The following is a 22,144-nucleotide window of genomic DNA, read 5'->3' as shown; positions in this document are numbered from 1 at the left end:
ACTTGGACTATATGGTCCATATTACTACATCCAACAGGCCCCTCGCGGGGGAGCAGCCAGTGGCGCGCCACATCGCAAACAGGGCGCTAGAGTCCAGGCGCGAGCGCTCAGGAGCGCTGCTGGAGGATGGCGGGTGGCCGTGTGCTCTGGTAGGCCAGCTCATCGAACACCCGCCCTGGCCTCGCCGTGATCGAAGCAGGCCGCAGGCTCGGGATGGTCGGGACCAAGCGCACACGCTTGGCAAACGGTGCTGCGATACCCTAACCTGGACTAAATAGTCCTACATCTCCCGGTGTCGGATCGACCGAATCCATCGGGTCAACCACCCGCCGCAACTCGCGGACGGAGCACGCAGGAGCCATCAACTGCGGAACCGATTGCGCCGATGCTGGAGCAAGACGGTGCGACGGATCTGACACTAACCAGGCGGAACAACCGTTCACGGCAGCACCGCGTAATACCGCGCGGAAACGACAACCAAGCTGCGGTGAACGCCGAACCACATGAAGAAGGAGAGAGAAATGAACGAAACCAAGCAGTCGGCCGAAGATCTGGCGATCCTTGAGCAACTTAACCTTGACTACAACCATTCGGACCAGGCCAGCGATGCCAAGCGCTTCAGTGAATTCCTCGCTGAAGATTTCATTGTGCAGACACCGGGTGTCACCCGCAATCGTGAGGAGTACCTCGAATACATCGCTAAGCCCCGGCCCTTCAAGGATCTAGTTCTGCACGAAGTCAAGATCCGCATCCTCGGCGATGTTGCGCTGATCCACGGCAGGGCGACATACACCATGATCGCCGATGGAGTGGATCAGGAAGCTCTGTACACGGACGTGTACCAGAAGCGTGAGGGCGCCTGGGTCTGCGTCTCCGCCTGCGCGATCGCCCCGGGCGCCTGACCCGCCGCCATAACTGACATTGCAGCCCAGGCGCGCTCCGAACGCCGAACCTGCGGGACATGGCGTCCATGAGCGCAGTCATCAGGGCTGTCGCTCCCAAGCCGGTCAATGTGCTCGTCAGCCCCCAAGATGCGGCTACCCTCGCAGAGCTCCAGACGATCGGTGTCCGCCGGGTCAGCCTCGGGGTCGACCCCTACACGCACGCCCTGGGAGCTACACAGGCGGCTGCGGCGAAGCTTGCGAAGGGAGACCTGACGGCACTCGCATCACGTCTCAACTTCGGCCACATCATCGACCTCATCAAGGGCTGACGCGGCCGCGCAATGGGCTCATGGAGCTAGAGCGCAACGTGAGCTGTTTTGACTGCCCGCGTGACTCGCGCAGATACCTTCTGGAGTCCCCACAGAGCAGAGCCCGGTCAGGAGTGTGCGATGAGTGAGGGGAATACGTGATCGAAAACGAAGAGGCGACGCAGACACTCCGTGCGCCGCGGGTGCGCGTGGTCGCGGCATCGTCGTGCGCCGCGGCCGTCCCGACCCAGCATGCAGCTGCCCGCGATGCTGTGCCTGCCGCCACTGGCGCGGAGCCCGGCAGCAGGCGGGGCTGGGCGTCCGTCGGTGCCCTCGCGCTCGGGGCGTTCGTCATCGTCATGACGGAGACGCTGCCAGTGGGGCTGCTGCCGCAGATCGCCGACGGACTGCATGTCTCGCTCGGCCTCGCAGGGCTGATGGTGCTCGTGCCGGGTTTCAGTGCCGCGGTGTCGGCACCGCTGTTCTTCCTCGGCTCCGGCCGCTTCAACCGGCGCTCGGTCATCCTCGTCCTGGGTCTGACGGTGCTGGTGTCGAACGCGGTCGTCGCGGTGGCGCCGAACTTCGTCCTGGTGCTGATCGCCCGTATGCTCTTCGGCGCCACCCTCGGAGCCTTCTGGACCGTGGTCTCACCGGTCGGACCCAAGCTGGTGGGCCCGGCGGGCGGCACTCGCGCCATCACCATCATCGCGGCGGGCATTTCGGGTGGGACGGTGGTGGGGTTGCCGGCGGGACAGTTCCTCGGCAACCTCGTCGGCTGGCGTCTCACTTTCGCCATTGCGGCGGCGGCGACACTGCTTGTCGTGGTGGCGCAGACGGTCCTGCTGCCGGGTATTCCGCCGGACAGGCGTACGCACCTGCGTGATCTCGTGGGAGTCGTGACGCGGCGGGCCGCCCGGTTCGGGATGGCAGCGGGCGCGGTGGTGTTCATCGGGCAGTTCACCGCCTGGACGTACATCACCCCGTTCCTGATGGACCACACGCATCTGTCCAGCAGCGTGATCTCCCTGCTGTACGTCATCTACGGCTGCGGTGGCATCGTCGGCTCACTCGTAGCCGGATCGCTGTTCAAGCGCGGGGTGATCGGCAGCTTCGCCGGGTCGGCGACGGCGGTGGCCGCATTGCTCATCGGGCTGGCGAGCGCGGGCACCATACCCTGGCTGGCCGGCATGTTGTTCGTGCTGTGGGGCTTGTTCTGGGGAATCGTGAACCCGGGAACGCTGGTCTGGATACTCGACGCGGCCCCGGAAACCCCGGAGGCCGCGTCGGCGGTGAATGTGACGAACCTTCAGATAGCCCTGGCGGCAGGGTCTGGCCTCGGCGCGATCCTTGTTTCGTCGACAACCTTGCAGACCCTGTTCCTCACGGCGGGCTTCATCGTCCTTGCCTCCGCCGTGCTCGCCGCGGTGGCGGCGCGGTTCGTGAAACTCGCCCGGAGGGAATGAGGAGACCGGAGCGAGCGGGCCGGCAGCGGGACGGCCTTGAGGGACGACGCCGCCCGCGAGAAGACTTCCGGGAGTCACCCGCAACCGTGCCGAGTTCCTCGACTACATCGCTAGGCCGCGCCCCTTCCTCGCTGTGCACGACGTCAACATCCGCATCCTCAGTGACGTTGCTCTCATCCACGGCCGCAGCACATACACCACGCTCGCGGATGGCGTGGATCAGGAAGCTCTGTACACGGACACGTACCAGAAGCGTGAGGGGACCCTGGGTCTGCGTCTCCGCCCGCGCGATCGCTCCGGGCGCCGCAAAGCTGCTGGTCGCGACGTGGCAACAAGCCGAGACTGTCCGATGAACTGGCTCCGGTAATCAGAGCACACGAGAAGGGCCACGAACAAGATCAGCTGAGTCGATACCGGTGTAGCCGCCTCCTCGTGATCCTCTCCGGCACGCCCGGCTCCGGAGATGGAACACCTCCTGAGGACTTAGCTGAGGAAGCACCCAGGCGTGATGCGACGCGAGGACGCGCTCAAGCACGCCTGAGGGTTCATGACCGACATCGTCTCAGTGCGTCCTGGCTCAGCGACACCTCCACGGTGCGCGGCTACGTCGACGTGCGCACCCCGAAACCTCCAGAAGCGCCGGCATGGTCCAGAACAAGAGAAAGACGGCTTGATGCTACACGTGACTCCAGCGACCAACCTGGGCCGCCGGGACAGAACGCTCCGGCTAGCGTTCGTTTCCGCGGTGGTCTCCCTAGTGGCCGTGTTTGCCGGAGTGGGCTCGACGATCCCTCTTTTCAACATTTACCGAGCCGAGGACGGGTTCACCAACGCCGGCATCTCGCTGACCGTCGTGGTCTACTCCGCCGCTACTCTCAGCACACTGCTGGTGCTGGGACGACTGTCCAATCATGTGGGCCGACGGCCCACCGCGATCGCCAGCCTCGGACTGCTCGTACTGGGTTGTCTGCTGCTTTTGAACGTGCACGACATCGGCATCCTGATCGCCGGTCGGCTCCTGATGGGTCTTGGCGCCGGGCTGGCCAGCAGCAGCCTCACCGCCTACATCGTTGACGCCGCGCCGGCCAGGCCGACCTGGCTGGCCTCCGTCGCTTCCAGCCAGACAGTCATGCTCGGTCTTGCCGTCGGTGCCATCGCCTCCGGTGCCTTGGTCCAGTTCGGCCCCTGGCCACGTGACCTCATCTACCTGGTTGTCGTCGGTCTGCTCCTGCTGTCTGCCGCACTCGTCGCCATCAGCTCGGAGACCGTGACTCCGGCGCCGGGCAGTTGGCGATCACTGCGCCCCAGCGTTCGCGTACCGGTCCGAGTCAAGCATCTGCTCCCCGTCGCGGCCGCAGTGTTCCTGGCCACCTGGGCGACCGGGGCCTTCTACCAGGCCTTCGTGCCCGCACTGGTCGAAGATCAACTTCACACCAACAGCTCGCTCGTCCTTGGACTGGTGTTCGCCGCTTACATGGGCCCCAGCGCTCTGGGCGCTCCCCTTGGGGGCCGGTTCTCACCAGCGGTAGCTCAACGCATCGGCATGATCGCCTTCGTGGCCGGATGGATCGGCATGATCACAGCGGTCACCACCGGCGCACTGCCGTTGTTCATCGCCGCAACTATCGTCGCCGGGGCCGCTCAAGGCATCGCCATCAGCGCCGCCACCCGTGGCCTGCTCTACGGCAGTAGGCTGACCGACCGGGCTCCGATCTTCGCCGTGGTCTATCTCCTCAGCTACAGCGGCGCGACCATTCCCAGCCTCATCTCCGCTCAACTCTCCAACGTCTTCTCAGTGCCGCACATCGCGCTCGGGTACGGCGCACTTGCCCTCATCGCCACCCTGTTCACCGTCGTCGCCGCACGCAACCCGCACACTGACACGACCGGCCAGCCCGATGTGTAATCATGACAAACGTCACCGTCACTCAGACGTCACTCGACGCTGAGCAGCGCGCCGCCCGCACTCGTCCACGTTCGTCGAGCGTCGCGCGGATCGCACGCTCTGCTTCTTCTCCGACCCAGACGAACTCGGCGACTGGTGAACTCGAACCGCACCTCGGGCGGGGATCACAGCTCCATCTGTGGCTTAGCTCGGGGTGGACTCAACCAGCGGACAGGCTCTCGATATGCGTAAGCGCCATGTCGATGGCCTGATCGGCGGCGGTACGGCCGGCCGCCCAGCCCTCCCGGTCCCAGGACGTGCGGACCGCGTGCGAGACCAGGTTCGGGAACATGCGCTCGACCGCCTGCTCCACCTCCTGTTCGCGGGCCGCCAGCACCGGCACCAGGTCGGTGCGCCGACTGGCGCTCTCCTGCGAGACCGCACCCGCCGTGGCCTCGGTGAGCCGCTCCCCGATCCTGGAGGCGAACGCCGATAGGAACGACTGGCGGAACGTCTTGTTCCTCGATCGGCCGGTGCCGTGCTTCTTGGTGCCCGTGTTCACCAGCGCGGTCTGCGCCTGCACCAGCAGCGAGGTGAACAGCATCTCCACCCAGGACAGGTCCGCCCAGAACCCCAGCACGGTGGCGAACCCCAGCTCCTTCGACCAGATCACCCGGCACCTGTTGGCCTCGGCGATGAGGTTGAGCAGCATGGCCTTGGGCTGCTCGTACGGCGCGTCGATGCCGACCCGGATGCCCGCCGGGGCCTCATCTCCGCCTGGTTGCGCGTCCAGCATCGCCGCGTCGATGCTGTACTTTGCCATCAAGCTCTGCGCTGCCGACGTGAACGTCTCCGCCTCCGCTTCGTACGGCGTTGACTCCGCCTTGGCAAGCAGCGCCCGCACCCGCCGCGAGCGTCTTCGCGCTGACCGCGTGCGAGCGTGCCTGGACCGTACAGCGAGCGGCCCCGGGCGGCGGGCTCAACGACTCCAGCCGGGGCAGCCCGGTCAGCAACCCCAGCAGTTCCAGCACACCGGAGACGGTCACCAGCCGGCCGGCCCCGTCGCGCGCCTGCCGCGCCGCCAGGTAGCCGCCCTTCCACCACACCGCGACCTCCAGGCCGGCGAGTTGGTCCCGCCAGCGCTCATCCACCGTGGCCGGCGCGTAGGCCCGCATCTCCCAGGCGATGAGGTCGGCCGTCGCCCGCCCGTGCCAGTCGGTCAGCCGCCTGGCCGCGATTCTGACCACGTCGGCGGGCTGCCAGCCGTTCCGCCACAACCCCGAGATCGCACGGGTCACGACCTCCACCAGCACGCGATCGGCGTCGTCCCGGTCGGCCAGGAAGGCGGCGGCGGAGTCGAGGGCTGCCTGATCCTCGCGGGCAAGGGCCTCCATCGCCGCGCAGATCAGCTCATTGGCCTTGCTCACACGTGCCGTCCACCTTAAAGAAAGTCCGCCCGAACTCTACCGTGACGGAGCCTCGTCCCCTGCTCACCGGCGCGGCGGAAGGCCAGGTGGCTCCAGGCGTTCACCGGCAACGGCGAAACACCGTTAGCCGTCGCATGCCCCGAAGCCGAGGTCTTGACCCAGCCGGACGGAACCGAGTCGCCATTGGCGGTGTACAGCAGGTGGGAGACGCCTCCAGCGCTCAACTCCTTGCCCACTACGCTGCCCCAGCTAGCGGGTCGTAGCGGACGACAAAGTGGTCCCGGGACAGCAGCTCGACCAGCTCGTCGGGCCAGCCCAGCCCGCTCGCGTTGGCGCCCATCACCAGTAGCAGGGCGGGACGCTCCGGATCGCCGGTTATGTTAGCGGCGGGATCGCTCGCCCTGTTCGCGGGGCGTCTTCATGGGCGATCGGCAGGGTGATGGTGAAGGTGCTGCCGCGGCCGGGTTCGCTGTCGGCTCGCACCTGGCCGCCGTGCGCGGCGACGAGTTCGGCGACGATGGCCAGGCCGATGCCGGAGCCTGCGGCGCGGGCCGCGCGGCCGCGGAAGAAGCGGTCGAAGACGTGGGCGAGCTCGTCTGGGGGGATGCCGATTCCGGTGTCGGTGATACGCAGTTCCGCGGAGTCTTCTCGCCGTGTCAGGGTGACGGTGGTGGTGCCGCCTGGTGGGACGAATTTGCGGGCGTTGGTGAGCAGGTTGCTGACGATCTGGCGTAGCCGTACGGCATCGCCGATCAGCACCACGTCGGTCAGATCGGTGTGCAGCGTGATGCCCGCGCCGGCGAACTGGCCGGCCAGCCCGTCGACTGTCTCCTGGACCAAGGCGTGCAGCGCGAGGGGTTCGCGCTGCAGCGTGAAGGCTGCCGCGTCGGCGGAGGCGAGGGCTTCCAGGTCGGTGACGAGCCGGCCGAGCCGCAGCGTCTCTTCGTGCAGCGAGGCGATGGTCTCGGGGCTCGGTTCGGCAATCCCGTCCTGGACGGCCTCGATCTGGCTGCGCAGGATCGCCAGCGGGGTGCGCAGCTCGTGGGCCACGTCGGCGGCGAACAGGCGGCGTAGTTCGTCCTCCTTTTCCACTTGGTCGGCCATGGTGTTGAACGAGCTGGCCAGGCGGCCGATCTCGTCCTGGGAGCGGACGGTGGCGCGTTGGTGGCGGTGACCCGCCGCGAGCTCGTCGGCGGCGCGGGTGAGTTCGGCGACCGGCGCGGTGATCCGGCGGGCGAAGAACAGGCCGGCGGCGAGGGCGATCAGCCCGGCGGCCACCCCGCCCGCGGCGAGCAGGCCGTTGACGGCGGTGCGGAAGTCCTGGTCCACGGCGGGGATCGCGCCTTGCTGAAGCCGCACGGCCAGGGTGCCGACCTGGCGTCCGTCGGCGACGATCGGCAGATTTTTGGGCGGGCCAGGCTCGCCGCCGCCCATCATCTCGCGGTGCATGGCAGCCATCTCCGGGTCGAGTCCCGCGTCGGTGACCGACCAGATGCGCTGCCCGGCGGGGTCGCGCAGTTCGGCCTCGGCGCCGGTCATGGCCACGGACGGTGCGAGTTCGTCTAGCGCCTGCGCTTGCCAGCGGCCCTGGTGCGTGTAACTGTCGGTGAACGCGGCGACCAGTTGCCGTTCACGTACCGATTGCTGGTCGGCGAGGTAGTCGTCGAAGCGGGCGCTGAAGGCGACATTGACCAGGATGGTGGTCAGCACGGCCGCCCCTACGCCGAGGATGGCGAAGGCCAGGGCGAGACGGTAGGCGAACCGGGTCCGCAGCAGCTCACGCATCCCGCTCGACTCCGAGCTTGTAGCCGATGCCCGCGACCGCGAGCACCAGGCGGAAGGGCGGGATGTCGCCGATCTTGCGTCGCAGGTTCTTCACGTGCACGTCGATGGTGCGTTCGTATCCTTCGAAGTCGTAGCCCTGTACGTGGGAGACCAGCTCCAGCCGCGTCCAGGCGCGGCCGGGGCGCGAGGCCAGTGCGGCCAGCAGGTCGAACTCGGTCCGGGTGAGCTCGACAGGGCTGCCGTCGGCGCGTACTTCACGGCGTTCGGTGTCGATGCGCAGGCTGCCGCCTCCGTAGGAGGCCGGCTCCGGCTCCGCCGGATGCGTGCCCCGGGCGCGGCGCAACACGGCCTCGACGCGGGCGGCCAGCTCGCGGGGACTGAACGGCTTGACGACGTAGTCGTCGGCGCCGAGTCGCAGGCCCATCACCCGGTCGTTCTCGGCGGCCTTGGCGGTCAGCATCACGATCGGCACATCGCTGTCCCTGCGCACCATCCGTACCACTTCCTCGCCGGGCAGATCCGGCAATCCGAGGTCGAGGATCACCAGGTCGGGCCGGGCTTCGGCGATGAGCTCGAGGGCTCGCCGTCCGGTGCCGGCCTCCAGCACGGTCAGGCCGTCCCGCACCAGATAGTCGTGGACCAGCCTGCGCAGCTTCGGCTCGTCGTCGACGACCAGGACGGTCCGGCCCGCAGTGCTCGGCATCGTCTTCTCCTCACAGGTGGATACCACCGATTGTCTCCCCGCTGACCAGGCAATCGGCACGTTCGCGAGCCAGGCACAGAGATCGCACATTGCTGCTTCATCGATCCTTCACACCTCGTGCCTAGCGTCACAGGAGAGCAGAGAGGAACACGAAATGTTCAGAAGAAGGACTGTGGCCCTGGCCATCGCGACGGCCGCCCTCGCCGCTGCCGGCACCTATGGGGCCACCACCGCGATCGCGGCCACACCCACCCCGACCCCCACGCCCAGCCCGTACCGCGAGGCGGACCATCCCGGCATGGACAGGGACGCGATGGTCAAACACTGCACGGACCGGCTCCCCGCGAGGGACCGTGATGCGGCGCGCAAGCACATGGAGAGCATGATGCCCATGGACTCGATGATGAACATGTCGGGTGAGGTGCACTGACCAAGCCCGACGCACTCCGGCACAACGGCTAGCCATCGCCTCGTTCGCCTAAGTCTCTTAGTTGACATCACATACCCTAAGGGGGTAATCAGGGTGTAGGAAAGAGATTAGGTGGTGAACAGGCATGACCGTTACGGACATCACGGTCCTCGTGGGCGCCGCCGCCCTGATCGGCCTCCTGGCGTGGTTCTTCTTCGGTCCCAGGAAGGCCCGCCTGGCCGAGGTGCGCGACGGTAGGCAGGAGATCGAGATCACGGTCAAGGGCGGCTACTCGCCGGACCTCATCCGGGTACGGCAGGGCGTCCCGCTACGTATCGTCTTCGACCGGCGCGAAAGCGGGGAGTGCACCTCGCAAGTGGTCTTCCCGGACTTCGGCGTCAGCAAGGCGCTGCCGGCGTTCGGGAAGGCGGCGGTCGAGTTGGTGCCCGACCGGTCCGGCGAATACGGCTTCGCCTGCGGCATGAACATGGTGCGGGGGCGCCTGATCGTCGAGGAAGGCGCCGGTGGAGGATCCTCGCCGGGCGACATCACCCGCAGCCCAGCCGAAACCCGTACAGCGGGTGAAGCAGGCGAAACCCTTGCTGAGGACGGCGAGGCGGCTGAGCGCCGTGCGGAGATCGCCGATCTGTCCCGGCGGGTGCTGGTCGGGGCGGTGCTGACCGCGCCGGTGGCCGTGGCGGTGATGGCGCACGAGGTCTTCGGCGCCGGCTGGGTGCCCGGCTTCCTGCTCAACCCGTGGATCCAGCTGTTGCTGATCACGCCGGTGATGTTCTACACCGGCTGGCCGATCCACCGGATCGGCTGGCTGACGCTCGCGCACCGGGGCGCGGAGATGAACGCGCTGATCACGCTGGGCACCACGGCGGCCTACGGCTACAGCCTGGTCGCCACCGTGGCTCCCGGGGTGCTGCCCGCCGAGGTGCGGGACGTCTACTTCGAGGCGGTCGGGGTGATCATCACCCTGATCCTGCTGGGCCGGTTGTTCGAGGCCACGGCCAAGGCCGGGACTGGGGAAGCGATCCGGGCGCTGATCGGGCTGCAGGCCAAGACCGCCCGCCTGCTGCGCGACGGCGCCGAGGTGGAGGTGGCGATCGAGCAGGTCGCACCCGGCGACGTGGTGGTCGTCCGGCCCGGCGAGAAGGTCCCGGTGGACGGCGTGATCGTCGAAGGGCGATCCACGCTGGATGAATCCATGGTGACCGGGGAGTCGATCCCGATGACCAAGGGCCCGGGCGATGAGGTGGTGGGCGCGACCGTCAACCAGACGGGTGCGTTCCGGTTCGAGGCGACCAAGGTCGGCGCGCAGACGATGCTGGCGCAGATCATCGGCCTGGTACGGCGGGCGCAGGCGTCCAAGGCGCCAATCCAGCGGCTGGCCGACCTGGTCGCCGGCTACTTCGTCCCGGCGGTCATCTTCATCGCGATCGCCACCTTCGCCGTCTGGTTCGTCGGCGGGCCGTCCCCGGCGTTCACCCTGGCCTTGGTGGCGGCGGTGGCCGTGCTCATCATCGCCTGCCCGTGCGCGCTCGGCCTGGCCACCCCGCTGTCGGTCATGGTCGGCACCGGCAAGGGCGCCCAGGCGGGCATCCTGATCCGCGACGCCGCATCGCTGGAGACCGCACACCGGCTCGACACCATCGTGCTGGACAAGACCGGCACCATCACCCGCGGACAGCCCGCCCTGACCGACGTGATCCCGGCGGACGGCTGGTCGGAGGCTGAGGTGCTGCGGTTGGTCGCCGCCGCCGAGCACTCCTCCGAACATCCACTGGGGCAGGCGATTGTGCGCGGTGCCGCCGAACGCGGGCTCGATCTGCCGCGGGTGTCGGCGTTCGACTCGGTGACCGGCAAGGGGATCCGGGCGACGATCGACGGGCGGCAGGTGCTGGTCGGCCGTTCCCGCTTGCTCGCCGAGGCGGGCGTGGACGTCTCCAGTATGGAAGGCACGGCGGGCGGCCTGGCCGCGGCCGGTCGTACGCCCATCCTCGCCGCCGTGGACGGCGCCCCCGCGGGAGTGCTGGCGGTGGCCGACACGGTCAAGGACGACTCCGGCGACGCCGTGGCCGAGTTGCAGCACCTGGGCCTGCAGGTCGTGATGATCACCGGGGACAACGCGCGGACCGCCGAGGCCATCGCCCGCCAGGTCGGCATCACCCGGGTACTGGCCGAGGTACTGCCCGAGCACAAGGCGGCCGAGATCGCCCGGCTACAGGGCGAGAGGCGGCGGGTGGGCATGGTCGGCGACGGCATCAACGACGCCCCCGCCCTCGCTCAGGCCGATGTGGGCTTCGCCATCGGTACCGGCACCGATGTGGCCATCGAGGCCGCCGACGTGACGCTGATCTCCGGTGCGCTCGGCGGCGTGGTCACCGCCATCCGGCTGTCGAAGGCGGCGATGCGCAACATCCGGCAGAACCTGTTCCTGGCCTTCGTCTACAACGTGGTGGGCATCCCGATCGCGGCCGGCGTGCTGTATCCCTTCTTCGGCATCCGGCTCAGCCCGATCATCGCCGCCGCGGCGATGGCCGCCTCGTCGCTGTCGGTGGTCGGCAACGCCAACCGGCTGCGCCGCTTCACAGCTACCGCGCCGCCGAAGGCGCCACCGGTTCCAGCGGACCTGGCGGTCGCCGTGGAAACCGCCAAGCAAGGCGAGACCGTCACCGACCCGGTCTGCGGCATGGACGTCGACCCCTCCACCGCCGTCTCGGCCGAACGCGACGGGCAGACCTTCTGGTTCTGCTCGACCGGCTGCCGCGACGCGTTCATGGCCACATCAGGCTCAACCTAAGCACCTTAGGCGCGCTGGAGCTGGAGCCGATGGTCCGGGAGCGCTGCCCGCGACCTACGTGCTGGACCTGCAAGGCCGGGTAGCGGCCTGCTTCTTCGGTGCGGTCACGGGAAGGAGTCTGCTCGCGGTGGTGCGCGACATCGCCAGCGAAGCCACTGGCCCTGTCGGGTAGATTGACCTATGGAACTTAGGTGATACGGAGGAGGCGGGGTGCGCAGACTCGGTGACCTGGAAGCCGCGATCATGGATGTGATGTGGGCGGCCGACGGTGCGCTGCCGGTGCGCGAGGTCGTCGCCCGGATCCGCGAGGATCGCGACGTCGCCTACACCACCGTGCAGACGGTGATGGACATCCTGTTCCGTAAGGAGTGGGTGGACCGTGAGCTGAAGCGGCGCGCCTACCTGTACTGGGCGAAGGCCAGTCGGGAAGACTACGTCGCCGGGCTGATGGCCGGGGCGCTGGACGAGAGCTCCGATCGCACCGCCGCGCTGGCGAGGTTCGTCGAGCGGATGGACCAGGCGGAGGTGGACGAGTTGCGCTCCCTGCTGGACGCGGCCCGATCCGGTGAGTCCGTCACGTGAACGTCGCGCTGATCCTGACGGCCTACGCGGCCGTCCTGGGCGCACTGGGTCCGTGGGCGCTGCGCCGGGCCGCCTGGCTCGACAGGGCGCCACGGCTGGCCATCCTGGCCTGGCAGTCGCTGGCGGTGGCGGTGGTGGGCGCGGCGACCTTGGCAGGGCTGACGCTTGTGGTGCCCGCCAGTGCCTTCGGCGCGGATCTGGCGGCCTTCCTGAACGCGTGCGTGCTGATGCTGCGCGCCGCATACGCGACGCCGCACGGCGCGCTGGCGGTCACGGCGGGGCTCGCGGTCTCGGCGACGATCGTGGTGAGGGCCCTGTACGGCGTGGCGGCGGAGCTGGCCGCCGCCCGGCGTGAGCGGTGCCGGCACTTGGCCGTGCTGGACATGGTGGCCCACCGGGACGCCGACCTGGGCGCCCTGGTGCTGGAGCATTCCGCCGCCACCGCGTACTGCTTGCCCGGCCGCGGCGGCCGGATCGTGCTGACCACGTCCGCCCTGGCCGCGCTCGACGAACGGCGGCTCGCGGCGGTGCTGGCGCACGAGCGGGCGCATCTTCGCGGGCGCCACCATCTGCTCGTGGCCATCGCCCGCGGGCTCAAGCGGGCCTTCCCCGTCATCCCGCTGTTCGCGGTCGCGGCCGAGGAGATCAGCCGGTTGACCGAGCTGGTGGCCGACGATGCCGCGGTCAAGCGGGCCGGCAGGCTCACCGTGGCCGATGCCCTGCTCACTCTGGCCGATGACCGGATGACCCCGGCCGCGGCGCTCGCCGCCTCCGGCCGGCACACCGGCCGAAGGGTACGTCGCCTACTCGGCGGTAGCCGGCCGTTGAAGGCGGCCGTTGTCGTACCGGCCTCGATCTTTGCGCTGGGGATGATGACCGCACCCGTGGCCGTCGCGGCCGCGCCGGCGGTGGCCGCGGCAGGCCAGAATTACTGCGTCGTCATCACCTGAGCACGGCGAACCCCTGCTGGTCGCTGGGCCGATCTGAACGATCGTCAACCCTGCATGCCAGTCGACGGAACCCCACGAAAGCCGCATCGTGCCTCGCTCTCTCCAGATTGGACTAAGCTCCTTAGGTATAACTAAGCAGGTTAGGTAAACAGTCGAGCGGGAGCATTCCATATGGGCGGGAAGAAGACCAAGGAGACTCGGCAACGGCTCGAGGAATTGCGAGCGACCCAGCAGCGCCAGGACCGCCGCCGCAAGCTCCTGATCACGAGCATCGGCTCAGTGATCGCCGTCGCAGCCCTGGCCGCGCTGGGCTACGGAATCGTCCAAGACCGCGAAGCCGAATCCAAGCCCTCCGGAGACGGCGGCAACCCACCGTGGGCCCTGCCGGCCAACCCCATGCCAGGCATCAAGGCCGCCGGCCTCAGCACCGGCCCCATGGGCACCGCCGACCACTACCACGCCCACCTCGACATCTTCGTCGACAGCAAGCCAGTCCCGGTCGCCGCCAACATCGGCATCGAGCAGTCCGGCGCGATGAGCGCCCTGCACACCCATGACGACCGCGGCGTGATCCACGTCGAAGCCCAGACGAAGGGCGACACCTACACCCTCGGCCAAGTCTTCAAGCAATGGGGTGTCGCGCTGTCGGTCGACCAGCTCGGCGCCCTCAAGACCGGCGCAGGCAAGACGCTCACCGCCCAGGTCAACGGCAAGCAGGTCGGCGGCAACCCCGCCGACATCGTCATCAAGGCACACCAGCAGATCGCCCTGGTGTACGGCAAGCCCGACCCGGCCTTCCGCCCTCCTGCCACGTACCAGTTCCAGGAGGGCGAATGAGGTCCACGAGCGGGCACTTCATCTCGGGACGGCAGACTCAGGCCTGACATACCCATCGCCCGGCGATCAGGCTCGATAGCACCGACACCGGTGAGTTACCCCTGTCTGAGGGCAGGAGAACGCCTCGGAAAGTCTTGGAGGCCGAGATGAATCGTTCGGCACTTGCGGGTATCGTGGCCGGGTCGGTGCTGGCGACCACGGCGGTAATGGGCATCGCCGTCGCGGCCGACCGTGATAGCCCGCCGCGGCAAGCCACGGCCCAGCGGCCGACCGCCTCACCGACCAGCTGGGGCACGATGGAGCCAAACGGCCCGATGTGTGGCGTGAGCGTCAGCGACGAGGCCGATTACCTCGCCCAGATGGTGGCCCATCACCAGGAGGCGGTGCAGGCGGCCAAGCAGCTCCAGCGCTCGGCCCGGACCGAAATGCGTACCCTGGGCGCGTCGATCGTCACCACGCAAAGCGCCGAGATCGCCACGATGAACAAATGGCTGGCCACCTGGTACCCCGGGCGTTCGAGAGCGACCGACTACCAGCCGATGATGCCCGACTTGTCCAAGCTATCGGGAGATGCGCTGGACAAGACGTTCCTGCAGGACATGATCCCGCACCACATGATGGCCGTGATGATGTCCCAGCAGCTGCTCATGCACGGGCGCATCCAACACCCCGAGATCGCCACCTTCGCCACCAAAGTGCGCGACGCCCAGCATGCCGAAATGCTCCAGATGCAGCAGTACCTGGCCAACTGGTTCGGCGGTGGCGGGGGCATGGGCATGCCCTGCCCGATGTGACCGGCCCAGAATGTCCTTGAGCCCCTTGTCCGGCCTGGATTCGTGGGGGATAGGCACCGGCTGGTTCGGCTTTCGTCACCTGCCACCGTCAACATCCTCGCCATTGACGGGACTCAAGCTCGGTTCAGGACGGCCGCCGTGCCTGGATCAGGCGCCTGCTCAAGGTCGCAGCCGCCAACCCGACGCCGAGCAGTATGTAGGTCGGACCGAGGACGCTTGCCACGCGACCCGCTGCCGGCGTGTGCGGCGGGAGATACAGGTCACGCAGCAAACCGACGACGCGGGCGGGATACTGCGCAGCGAGGTCGGGGAGCGCCAAGGCCAGATTAACCGTGAACAGGACGAGGTAGGCGACGGTGAGGGCGCCGTAGATCAGCACCGAGACCGATACCCACGTGGGCCAAGGGAGGCGCGTTCCTGGCCCGCGCCGCAGGCGGTCGAGGACGTGAACCGCGACCTTGCGTACCTGCCTGGACAGGTTGACCACGCCGAGCAGATCCGTCAACAGCCAGTAGCCGTCGAACTTGAAGATCGGTAGCAGCGTGAACAGGCCGAGGAAGAAGACGCTCGCGGCCGCGAGGGAGAAGATCTCCCACCCGGTCAGGCGGTAAATGACCAGGTAGACGGCGCCGACGAAGAACTGGAAGAACACGCCGGCAAGATCGATCACCACGCGCTGGCGACGTGTGAGTTCCCATGCCCCCGTGACGTCGCTGTAGAACACCGGATAGATCACGTAAAGTCCGATGCCGATGTCGCGAGCGGGGACGCCGTATCGCATGCTGGCGCTGGCGTGGCCCAGTTCATGCGCGAGCATCGAGACCATGAACAGTCCCAGCAGGGGCAGGAACGACGCGCCGGGATCCATCATGTTCTGGCGGACCGGTGCGCCGGCGGTCAAGGTGAGGATCGCCGCCAGTGCTGTGAAGAGGGCAAGTGGCGCTGCCGCCGCTGGGTGGAAAAGGCGTGACAGGTGCCGCGACAGACAACCGACCGCCGAGATCGGCAGGAGACGGATGCGAAGCCACAGGCCGAACGGCTTGGGGCGGCGTGGTTGTTGCGTGATCGCGTCGATCCGCTGCCGTACCTGCGCGTAGGCGGCATCGACGTGCGCGGCGGTCACCACGCGGCCGAGCTGGTGGCTCAGATCCTGTGCCACCTCATCCGCTGCGCTCCCACTGTCGATCCGAGTCAGCACGAAATAGGCCATGGCGGACAATCGGAGATAACTTCCGTTGCCGGTCTCCAGCAGGTAGGTCTGCTGCCGGTCGGACATGCCGGCCATCGGTTGACCGTTCGTGGGCGACGAATCCCGCGTATCCAAGGCTCAGCCACTTCCTTCCAGAGAGTACGGACAGTGCTGGCAGGCAGACCATGCGGGGCCCGCCAGCACCACTCTCGTCGGCTGAGTCGATCTCATCCCGTGATGCATGGGGGCATGATGATGATGGGCCCCTCGGGTGTGTCGAGGGTCGCGTTGGGGCAGCAATCCCATAGGCACTGGGGCGCCGTGAACTCCAGTCGCGGCTCCAGCTCTTCGACTAACAGATCATCGAGCGGGAACCCTGCTTCGAGAACTGATGTGATCTCCACTTGTCCTCCATGTGTCGGTAGGAGTCACTGATGAGTTCGACCCCATCCGAGGATTGAATGGCGCCTGACGTGGCAGGGCGTACTCGGACGTCGACAACAGCCCTGCGGGTAGCCGGGCCAGGCGATGTCTCCTCTTGGGGTCTCCAGGCTTCGCGCCGTTGGCAGCGCGTCAGCCGACCCCGCCGGCGGCGATGCCGGCCGGGGACGACATACGGTCGGATACAGCTTCCGTTGCTGCGCTCCAGCAGGTACGTCTGCTGCCACCTGGACGCGCCGGCCATCGGTCGGCCGGATGCCGGTGAGCACCGCAGCGTCCTGCGTACGCCACGGCTCGACCACCCTGCCGAGGGCGGTGACGAGTAGATCACGCCTGCCCGTCAGCACCCGATGTCGTCGTTGAGGCGGACCTCATTCGAGACAATAGAGTTCAATGCCTTGGGTCGGCGACCCCATGCAGAAGGTGCAAACACCATCGATCACCCAGCATCCCCCGGCGGTGAACTCCAGCCGGGGCTCCAGCTCTTCGACTCGCAGATCGTCGAGCGGGAACCCGTCTTCCACAACTGACGTGTTCGCCATGTGTCCTCCTTCTGTGGCAGGGCGCACTCAGGGATCATCTGGACGCGCAGACCTATCCGACGCCGGGACGACGCGGTTCCTGCCAACGCGTACGGATGTTCTCGTGTCTTCGACAACGTACGCGGGACCGCTGAACCCGCTCTGAACTCGCGTTGGCCCGACCCGATGGGACGCGTTTGGCGTCGATTCAGTGGCAGTCGAGCGGCCACCCATACGGTGCCGGGCATCATCCGATTCCCCCCATTCCGGGAGAGACGGGCTATGTCGATGTCCAATCCGGACAATGTGGTGCCGGCTGGAGCCGCGATCCGCCTTCGGCACCCCATGAGACGCTTGATCATCATCGTGGCCTGCGCCGTCGCGGGGGTCGTCACGGTGATCTTGGTGGGTGCCGGTCAGGCTCCAAGCCCCGTCTCTCTGCGTGCGCAGACGGCCGATTATCACGTTCGGCTGGATCTGGACGGCGCTTCGCTCGGTCGGCGCATCGCGACCGTCCACGTTGCCGGCGCTGATGGCCGACCCGTCGCTCCCGCCGACATCGACGTTCGCGCGACCATGTCGACGATGGGCATGACCGGGGAACTCCTGCGCGCACGGCAGATCGCGCCGGGCCGATACGAGGCCAATGGCGAGCTCTTCAGCATGCTGGGCGATTGGACGGTCACCGTTCGGATCTCGAAGCCGGGCCCGAACCCCACGCAAGAGGCCCTCTTCGCCGTCACAGCGGTGCCTTGACGACCAGGTTCCTTACGTAGTCCGCGATGGCCCGGCCGGGGTGGCCCACGACGCCGACCGCGGCCACCCGTAACGCGAGCGGGAGGTAGGCGCAGGCACGTACGAGCTCCGCTGCGGCTTCTGGCTCCGCGCTCATCCGTAGTGCGCCGACCAGGTGTTCCAGCAGCTTCCCAGCCTCGGCCGGGCTGAGTACGTCGAGATGGACTTGCGGGTGATGGGGCTGATGAGACAGCCCGTCGAGGGGAGCCCGGCTGGTCACCACGAAGACGCATCCTGGAACCCCGGCAAGCAGCGGCCGGATCTGCTCTGCGTCGCGGACGTGGTCAAGCAGCACCAGCGTGCGCCTACCGGCGAGCAACTCGCGATACCGCGCCGTCAGCCGCTCAGCGTCGAAGGGGATCTCCTCCTCCGGTTCACCGAAGGACCGCAGGATGCGGCTGAGTACATCGGCCGAACGAGGCGGTGACGTGCTCGTCTGCCCGCCCAGATTCACGTACAGCCGACCGTCGGAGAACATGTCTCGGTTCAGGTGGGCCCAGTGCAGGGCCAGAGCCGTCTTCCCCACGCCTGCCATGCCGTCAATCGCCACCACCGTCGCGCCACGGCCCACCGCCAAGTCGAGCAGGGCCAGCTCGGCCTGTCTGCCTACGAACCCCGTCACCTCATCAGGGAGCCGGGCATCGTCGAGCAGTGCCCCCGTGGGAGGTGCCAGCCGCCTGAGGTGAGCAGTTTCAGCGGGTGCCGCCGGCTCTGCGCCGTCGGTCAGGATCGCCTGATGCAGTCGGCGCAGTTCAGAACTCGGTTCGAGGCCGATCTCGGCCACGAGGGTGTCACGCACCCGATGGTAGGCGGCCAGGGCTTCGGCCCGGCGGCCACACCTGAACAGGGCCGTCATGAGCAGCCCGTGCAGCCGTTCCCTGAAGGGATGCGCCTGGACCAGCTCCGCCAGCTCGTCGACCACCTCCGCGTGCCGCCCCAGATCAAGAGCGCCACTGAATCGGTCCTCGATGACGGTCAGGCGCAGGTGTTCGAGCCGCTCCGCCGCACCCGTCACCGTCTGAGTGGCCGGTACGTCAGCGAACGGCCTGCCGCGCCACAGCCCGAGCGCTTCCGACAACCGCCCGACCCCATGACGCGTCTTCCCCGAGGCAAGGCTACGCCTGCCCATTTCGGCGTCCCGCTCGAATAGCGAGGCGTCGACAGCGCCGTCGTCGGCCACCAACTGGTACCCGTGCCCGCGCGTCACCAGCCCGACCGGCGAGCCCTCCAGCATCCGGCGCAGCCGCATCACATACACCTGCACCGTGCCGGTGGCGGTCCGCGGCGGCTTGTCCCCCCACAGCTCGTCAACCAGCCGATCCGTCGTCACGATCTGTCCCGCTTCCACCAGCAGGACCGCGAGCACCAAACGCGGTTGCGCCGCCCGAATCCCCGTCCACGCCATACCATTCCAAAGCTGCAAGGGGCCGAGCACCCTGATCCACACGTTCCCCACCTACCTGGCATGGGCAGTTGACTACCTCCGTCCCTCGTTGTTCGCACCACACCGATCGTCAGATTGGTCAGCGACGAAGTAGCACGCGACATCCCCACCAACGGGGCCTTCGCGGCCAGCCCCAAGAAGACCTGGATGCCCGGTGGCATGTACCGCAGCATGTTCTGGTTCCCCACGGCCAGTCGTGACGTGCTGCTCTGTATAGGCATCCACGGCCAGCTGGTCTACATCGACCGGGCCACCGGCATGGCCGGGGTGAAGCTCTCCAGCTGGGAGGACCCGGAGCCAGAGTGTGACGGCGCCTGGAAAGGCTTCTCCGCAGTGCGGATGTTCGACGCGATCAGCGACCATCTAGCTGCTGGGTCAGGCACGCTCTAGCTCGCGGATGCGAAGGGCCAGCCGATATTCGAGGACTCCTTCCCGGGGTGACCAACCTCGAGTTGATCACCCCGGGTAATCCGTTCCATGCGGTTGCTGAACGTGTGCCGGTGCACCCCGAGGCGGCGGGCGGTGGCCTCCGTGGACCCCCGGGCCGCCAGCCACGCCGCAAGGGTTTCGACAAGGACGCCGCAAGGTCCGCCGTCTCGAGGTCGCCGAGGACTGCGGTGCAGAAAGCGTCGAGCGTTGCCGGGTCGGCGGTGGCGAACAGCAGTTCCTGCAGCGAATCGAGTCCCTGCTCCACGAGGTGATTTCCTGCTCCAGCGTTCACCACCACCGCCGGGACGGCGCAGCTTCGGGCAGGCCTTGCCGAGCTTTTGGCCGGTCGCCTCATCGCGGCAGGAGCACGTCCTGCTGCTGGTGGTCGCCTCCGCGGGCGGAGCGCCCCGCCACCCCGTCTGGTACCACAATGTGCTGGCGCATCCGGCCGTACGGGTGGAGCTCGGCCGGGAGGTCTTCCCGGCGATCGCGACCCCGGCGGAGGGCGCCCGGCGTGACCGGCTGTTCGAGCAGGTGGTGCGCGTCGCTCCGGGGTACGCGACTACCAGCGCCAGACGGCTCGCACGATCCCGGTCGTGGTGCTGGAACGCCGGACGGCTCCGGAAATGTGACAACTGGACCGGTTGAAGGCGCCTCCCTACCATTGGCCCTGTGCGGCTGAACGTCCTCGGACCCATAGAACTCGTCGTGGCCGGGCAGGCCGTACCGGCCGGACCGCCGAAGGCGCGAGCCCTCCTGGCCCTCCTCGCGATGCACGCCCGCCGGGTCCCCGTCATCTTCGGCTGGCTCGCCTCGAGTGCGGACGCCGACCTGCTTGCGGCGTCGTACGCCGACCTGCCCGTCGTGGCCCGGCTCATGTTCCGCCTGTTCTGGTGGCCGGCCTACCGGCGGCGCTTCACCCGCCTGTACGGCGCCACCGCCCCCGCAAACGCTCTCTTGGAGTCGTGATGACCACATCCGCATCGACCACGTGGCCGCGCGAGGCGGCCGAGATTTTCGACCGCGCCATGGTATGCGAGTACGCCTCGCTCACCCGCGACGGCCGGCCCGTCACCTGGGCCGTCACGCCGTACGTCGGCGCGGGCGGCACGCTCGACGTGAGCACCGGGCTCACCTACCCCGGCAAGGCCGAGCGCGCCCGGCGCGACCCGCGCGTCGCGCTGCTCTACTCCAGCGCCGAGGGCACCGAACTGGACCGGGCATCCATCGTCCTCGTGCAGGGCCGGGCGACCGTACGCGACGCGGATCTGCAGGCCAACACCGACCGGTACGTCCGCGAGTCGCTCGCCAAGACCGGTGCCGGGTTCGCCGGGATGCCGTGGTTCCTGGTGAAGCGGCTTGGGTGGTATTTCGCCCGCATCTGGGTGGAGGTCACCCCCGAGAGGATCATCTGGTGGCCCGAGGGCGACCTGTCCAGGACGCCCGAGGTCTGGACGGGCCCGGGGAACGTCGCGATCCCCGCCTCCGATCCCGCCCCCACGGGCCCCCGGCTGCCGAGCCGGTTGGCCCCGCCGGCGGACTGGCGGCCCTTCGCCGACCGCGCGGCACGCCTGGGCGAGCCCGTCGTCACCATGGTCGCCGACGGCATGCCGCTGGCCGTGCGCACCCGCTCCGCCGTACGCACCGAGGCCGGCTTCGACCTGCGGCTGCCCGCAGGCGTCCAGGCGGCCGAGGGGCCGGTGTGCCTGACCTTCCACCGCCACGGCCCGGCCATGGAGTGGCAGGAGAACGTGGTGCTCGTCGGGACCGCGACCGGAGAGGGCGACCGGCTGAGCATGCGGGTCGAGCGGGCCCTGAACGACTGGAGCCTCTCCGGGAACCGCCGCGAGCGGAACCGCTCGTTCCTCGGCCAGGGCAGAATGCTCAGGAAGCGCCTGAAGGCCGAGGCCGCCCGCCGCGGCCAGCCCGTCCCCCGCGTCCGCCGCCCCACGCCTGGCTCCGTCCGCGAATCCGCCGGAGCGTGACGGCCTGCGGCGGGTACGGTGAAGCCATGAGCGCGCAGCCGGTTCATGATCCTCGATTCGATCCGCAGGCGATGCTCCAGGCGCTGCCGGAGAGGTGGCGGCCGGTTTTTCTCGCGCAGTATCGAGAGGCGTGGGAGGCGGCCCGGGAGCCGGGTGAGTACCACCGGCTACCCGAACTTCTCAATCTGTGGTGGCTGAACTCGATCGTGTTCGCCGATCCCTCCTATGAGCAGCGCGCGCAGGAGGCGGCTCGTGGGGTCGGCGAGTTGGTTTCCCTGGAGGAGGCCGTCCCCGACTGGGAGGAGCGAGTGGCACGGGCGCGGCGGTCGTGACCTCGCGGCAGCGAACCCCTGCCGTGGTCGTCGATTGGGGCTGGTCAGGGCGGTATGGGTCAGGCGGCCTGGGTCAGGGTGACGGTGAAGTCGAGCGCTTGGAGTTGCCGGACGTGGGCGCGGGTTTTCTTGTCCCGGTCGATGTTGTTGGCCTGGTACTCGGCTCCCACTC

Annotated in this window: 23 protein-coding genes and 2 pseudogenes; 17 read left to right on the top strand and 8 right to left on the bottom strand. The window is 68.1% G+C overall.

The genetic code is table 11. The annotated features are described in order from the left end of the window. Nucleotides 1-521 precede the first annotated feature (521 nt). From ACFLIM_RS36210 to ACFLIM_RS36190, 5 genes and pseudogenes are all read left to right on the top strand, one after another. Nucleotides 522-902 (top strand): nuclear transport factor 2 family protein, encoded by a 381-nt coding sequence (locus ACFLIM_RS36210; protein ID WP_393172884.1) that lies wholly within the window; start codon nt 522-524, stop codon nt 900-902. Between the two features lie 50 nt (nt 903-952). After that, complete coding sequence (locus tag ACFLIM_RS36205) at nt 953-1,213, top strand: isocitrate lyase/phosphoenolpyruvate mutase family protein (RefSeq protein WP_393172916.1); 261 nt, start codon at nt 953-955, stop codon at nt 1,211-1,213. Between the two features lie 137 nt (nt 1,214-1,350). Beyond that, nucleotides 1,351-2,655, top strand: a complete 1,305-nt coding sequence (locus tag ACFLIM_RS36200; RefSeq protein ID WP_393172883.1) for an MFS transporter — start codon at nt 1,351-1,353, stop codon at nt 2,653-2,655. A gap of 88 nt (nt 2,656-2,743) precedes the next feature. Further along, nucleotides 2,744-3,022: pseudogene (locus tag ACFLIM_RS36195) on the top strand (DUF4440 domain-containing protein); the annotation flags it as partial. Nucleotides 3,023-3,412: 390 nt separating this feature from the next. After that, complete coding sequence (locus ACFLIM_RS36190) at nt 3,413-4,561, top strand: MFS transporter (RefSeq protein WP_393172882.1); 1,149 nt, start codon at nt 3,413-3,415, stop codon at nt 4,559-4,561. Nucleotides 4,562-4,760: 199 nt separating this feature from the next. Here the strand turns inward: ACFLIM_RS36190 and ACFLIM_RS36185 are convergent, their stop codons facing one another. From ACFLIM_RS36185 to ACFLIM_RS36170, 4 genes and pseudogenes are all read right to left on the bottom strand, one after another. Then, entirely contained in the window at nt 4,761-5,363 is a 603-nt protein-coding gene (locus tag ACFLIM_RS36185; RefSeq protein WP_393172918.1) for a DUF7168 domain-containing protein, read from the bottom strand. A 30-nt stretch (nt 5,364-5,393) separates the two neighbouring features. Further along, a pseudogene (locus ACFLIM_RS36180) lies at nt 5,394-5,444 on the bottom strand (hypothetical protein); the annotation flags it as partial. 898 nt (nt 5,445-6,342) lie between these two features. Then, nucleotides 6,343-7,752, bottom strand: coding sequence for a sensor histidine kinase (locus ACFLIM_RS36175; protein ID WP_393172881.1), 1,410 nt, complete (start codon nt 7,750-7,752; stop codon nt 6,343-6,345). Continuing rightward, complete coding sequence (locus ACFLIM_RS36170) at nt 7,745-8,455, bottom strand: response regulator transcription factor (RefSeq protein WP_393172880.1); 711 nt, start codon at nt 8,453-8,455, stop codon at nt 7,745-7,747. The genes ACFLIM_RS36175 and ACFLIM_RS36170 overlap by 8 nt, the downstream gene beginning before the upstream one ends. Before the next feature lie 154 nt (nt 8,456-8,609). On the opposite strand from ACFLIM_RS36170, the gene ACFLIM_RS36165 reads away from it, so the two are divergent. The 6 genes from ACFLIM_RS36165 (at nt 8,610) to ACFLIM_RS36140 (ending at nt 14,836) form a co-directional block, all read left to right on the top strand. After that, complete coding sequence (locus ACFLIM_RS36165; RefSeq protein ID WP_393172879.1) at nt 8,610-8,885, top strand: hypothetical protein; 276 nt, start codon at nt 8,610-8,612, stop codon at nt 8,883-8,885. 124 nt (nt 8,886-9,009) lie between these two features. After that, complete coding sequence (locus ACFLIM_RS36160) at nt 9,010-11,673, top strand: heavy metal translocating P-type ATPase (protein WP_393172878.1); 2,664 nt, start codon at nt 9,010-9,012, stop codon at nt 11,671-11,673. A gap of 210 nt (nt 11,674-11,883) precedes the next feature. Continuing rightward, nucleotides 11,884-12,255 carry a BlaI/MecI/CopY family transcriptional regulator gene (locus ACFLIM_RS36155; RefSeq protein ID WP_393172877.1) on the top strand — a complete coding sequence of 124 codons (372 nt, stop codon included), beginning with the start codon at nt 11,884-11,886 and terminating at the stop codon, nt 12,253-12,255. Further along, entirely contained in the window at nt 12,252-13,205 is a 954-nt protein-coding gene (locus ACFLIM_RS36150) for a M56 family metallopeptidase (RefSeq protein WP_393172876.1), read from the top strand. The genes ACFLIM_RS36155 and ACFLIM_RS36150 overlap by 4 nt, the downstream gene beginning before the upstream one ends. A gap of 171 nt (nt 13,206-13,376) precedes the next feature. Then, on the top strand, nt 13,377-14,042 hold the full coding sequence (locus tag ACFLIM_RS36145) for a hypothetical protein (RefSeq protein WP_393172875.1): 666 nt from the start codon (nt 13,377-13,379) through the stop codon (nt 14,040-14,042). 146 nt (nt 14,043-14,188) lie between these two features. Further along, complete coding sequence (locus tag ACFLIM_RS36140) at nt 14,189-14,836, top strand: DUF305 domain-containing protein (RefSeq protein ID WP_393172874.1); 648 nt, start codon at nt 14,189-14,191, stop codon at nt 14,834-14,836. Between the two features lie 124 nt (nt 14,837-14,960). Here ACFLIM_RS36140 and ACFLIM_RS36135 read toward each other — a convergent pair whose 3' ends face one another. After that, nucleotides 14,961-16,121 (bottom strand): hypothetical protein, encoded by a 1,161-nt coding sequence (locus ACFLIM_RS36135; protein ID WP_393172873.1) that lies wholly within the window; start codon nt 16,119-16,121, stop codon nt 14,961-14,963. Between the two features lie 716 nt (nt 16,122-16,837). After that, complete coding sequence (locus ACFLIM_RS36130) at nt 16,838-17,008, bottom strand: hypothetical protein (protein ID WP_393172872.1); 171 nt, start codon at nt 17,006-17,008, stop codon at nt 16,838-16,840. Nucleotides 17,009-17,341: 333 nt separating this feature from the next. Between ACFLIM_RS36130 and ACFLIM_RS36125 the strand changes: the two genes are divergently transcribed. Further along, on the top strand, nt 17,342-17,743 hold the full coding sequence (locus ACFLIM_RS36125; RefSeq protein ID WP_393172871.1) for a FixH family protein: 402 nt from the start codon (nt 17,342-17,344) through the stop codon (nt 17,741-17,743). On the opposite strand, the gene ACFLIM_RS36120 is transcribed toward ACFLIM_RS36125, so the two are convergent. Next, nucleotides 17,727-19,148: an AfsR/SARP family transcriptional regulator gene (locus tag ACFLIM_RS36120; protein WP_393172870.1), complete on the bottom strand. Its 1,422-nt coding sequence runs from the start codon at nt 19,146-19,148 to the stop codon at nt 17,727-17,729. The genes ACFLIM_RS36125 and ACFLIM_RS36120 overlap by 17 nt on opposite strands. Before the next feature lie 225 nt (nt 19,149-19,373). On the opposite strand from ACFLIM_RS36120, the gene ACFLIM_RS36115 reads away from it, so the two are divergent. Beyond that, nucleotides 19,374-19,616: a hypothetical protein gene (locus tag ACFLIM_RS36115; RefSeq protein ID WP_393172869.1), complete on the top strand. Its 243-nt coding sequence runs from the start codon at nt 19,374-19,376 to the stop codon at nt 19,614-19,616. Here ACFLIM_RS36115 and ACFLIM_RS36110 read toward each other — a convergent pair. Continuing rightward, entirely contained in the window at nt 19,613-20,086 is a 474-nt protein-coding gene (locus tag ACFLIM_RS36110) for a helix-turn-helix domain-containing protein (RefSeq protein ID WP_393172868.1), read from the bottom strand. The genes ACFLIM_RS36115 and ACFLIM_RS36110 overlap by 4 nt on opposite strands. On the opposite strand from ACFLIM_RS36110, the gene ACFLIM_RS36105 reads away from it, so the two are divergent. The 4 genes from ACFLIM_RS36105 to ACFLIM_RS36090 are packed head-to-tail and all read left to right on the top strand — an operon-like array spanning nt 19,983 to nt 21,972. Next, nucleotides 19,983-20,303 carry a nitroreductase/quinone reductase family protein gene (locus ACFLIM_RS36105; RefSeq protein WP_393172867.1) on the top strand — a complete coding sequence of 107 codons (321 nt, stop codon included), beginning with the start codon at nt 19,983-19,985 and terminating at the stop codon, nt 20,301-20,303. The two genes, ACFLIM_RS36110 and ACFLIM_RS36105, sit on opposite strands and share 104 nt — an antisense overlap. A gap of 24 nt (nt 20,304-20,327) precedes the next feature. Continuing rightward, a complete protein-coding gene (locus ACFLIM_RS36100) occupies nt 20,328-20,624 on the top strand; it encodes a hypothetical protein (protein ID WP_393172866.1) in 297 nt (98 codons plus the stop codon). After that, entirely contained in the window at nt 20,624-21,640 is a 1,017-nt protein-coding gene (locus tag ACFLIM_RS36095; RefSeq protein WP_393172865.1) for a hypothetical protein, read from the top strand. Before ACFLIM_RS36100 ends, ACFLIM_RS36095 begins: the two co-directional genes overlap by 1 nt. 26 nt (nt 21,641-21,666) lie before the next feature. Then, nucleotides 21,667-21,972, top strand: coding sequence for a DUF6247 family protein (locus tag ACFLIM_RS36090; protein ID WP_393172864.1), 306 nt, complete (start codon nt 21,667-21,669; stop codon nt 21,970-21,972). Nucleotides 21,973-22,144: the final 172 nt, after the last annotated feature.

The organism is Nonomuraea marmarensis (assembly GCF_043197025.1).
In the GTDB taxonomy this organism is placed as follows: domain Bacteria; phylum Actinomycetota; class Actinomycetes; order Streptosporangiales; family Streptosporangiaceae; genus Nonomuraea; species Nonomuraea marmarensis.
Note: the sequence above shows the minus strand (reverse complement) of the source record. Positions and strands in the feature narration are given on the sequence as shown.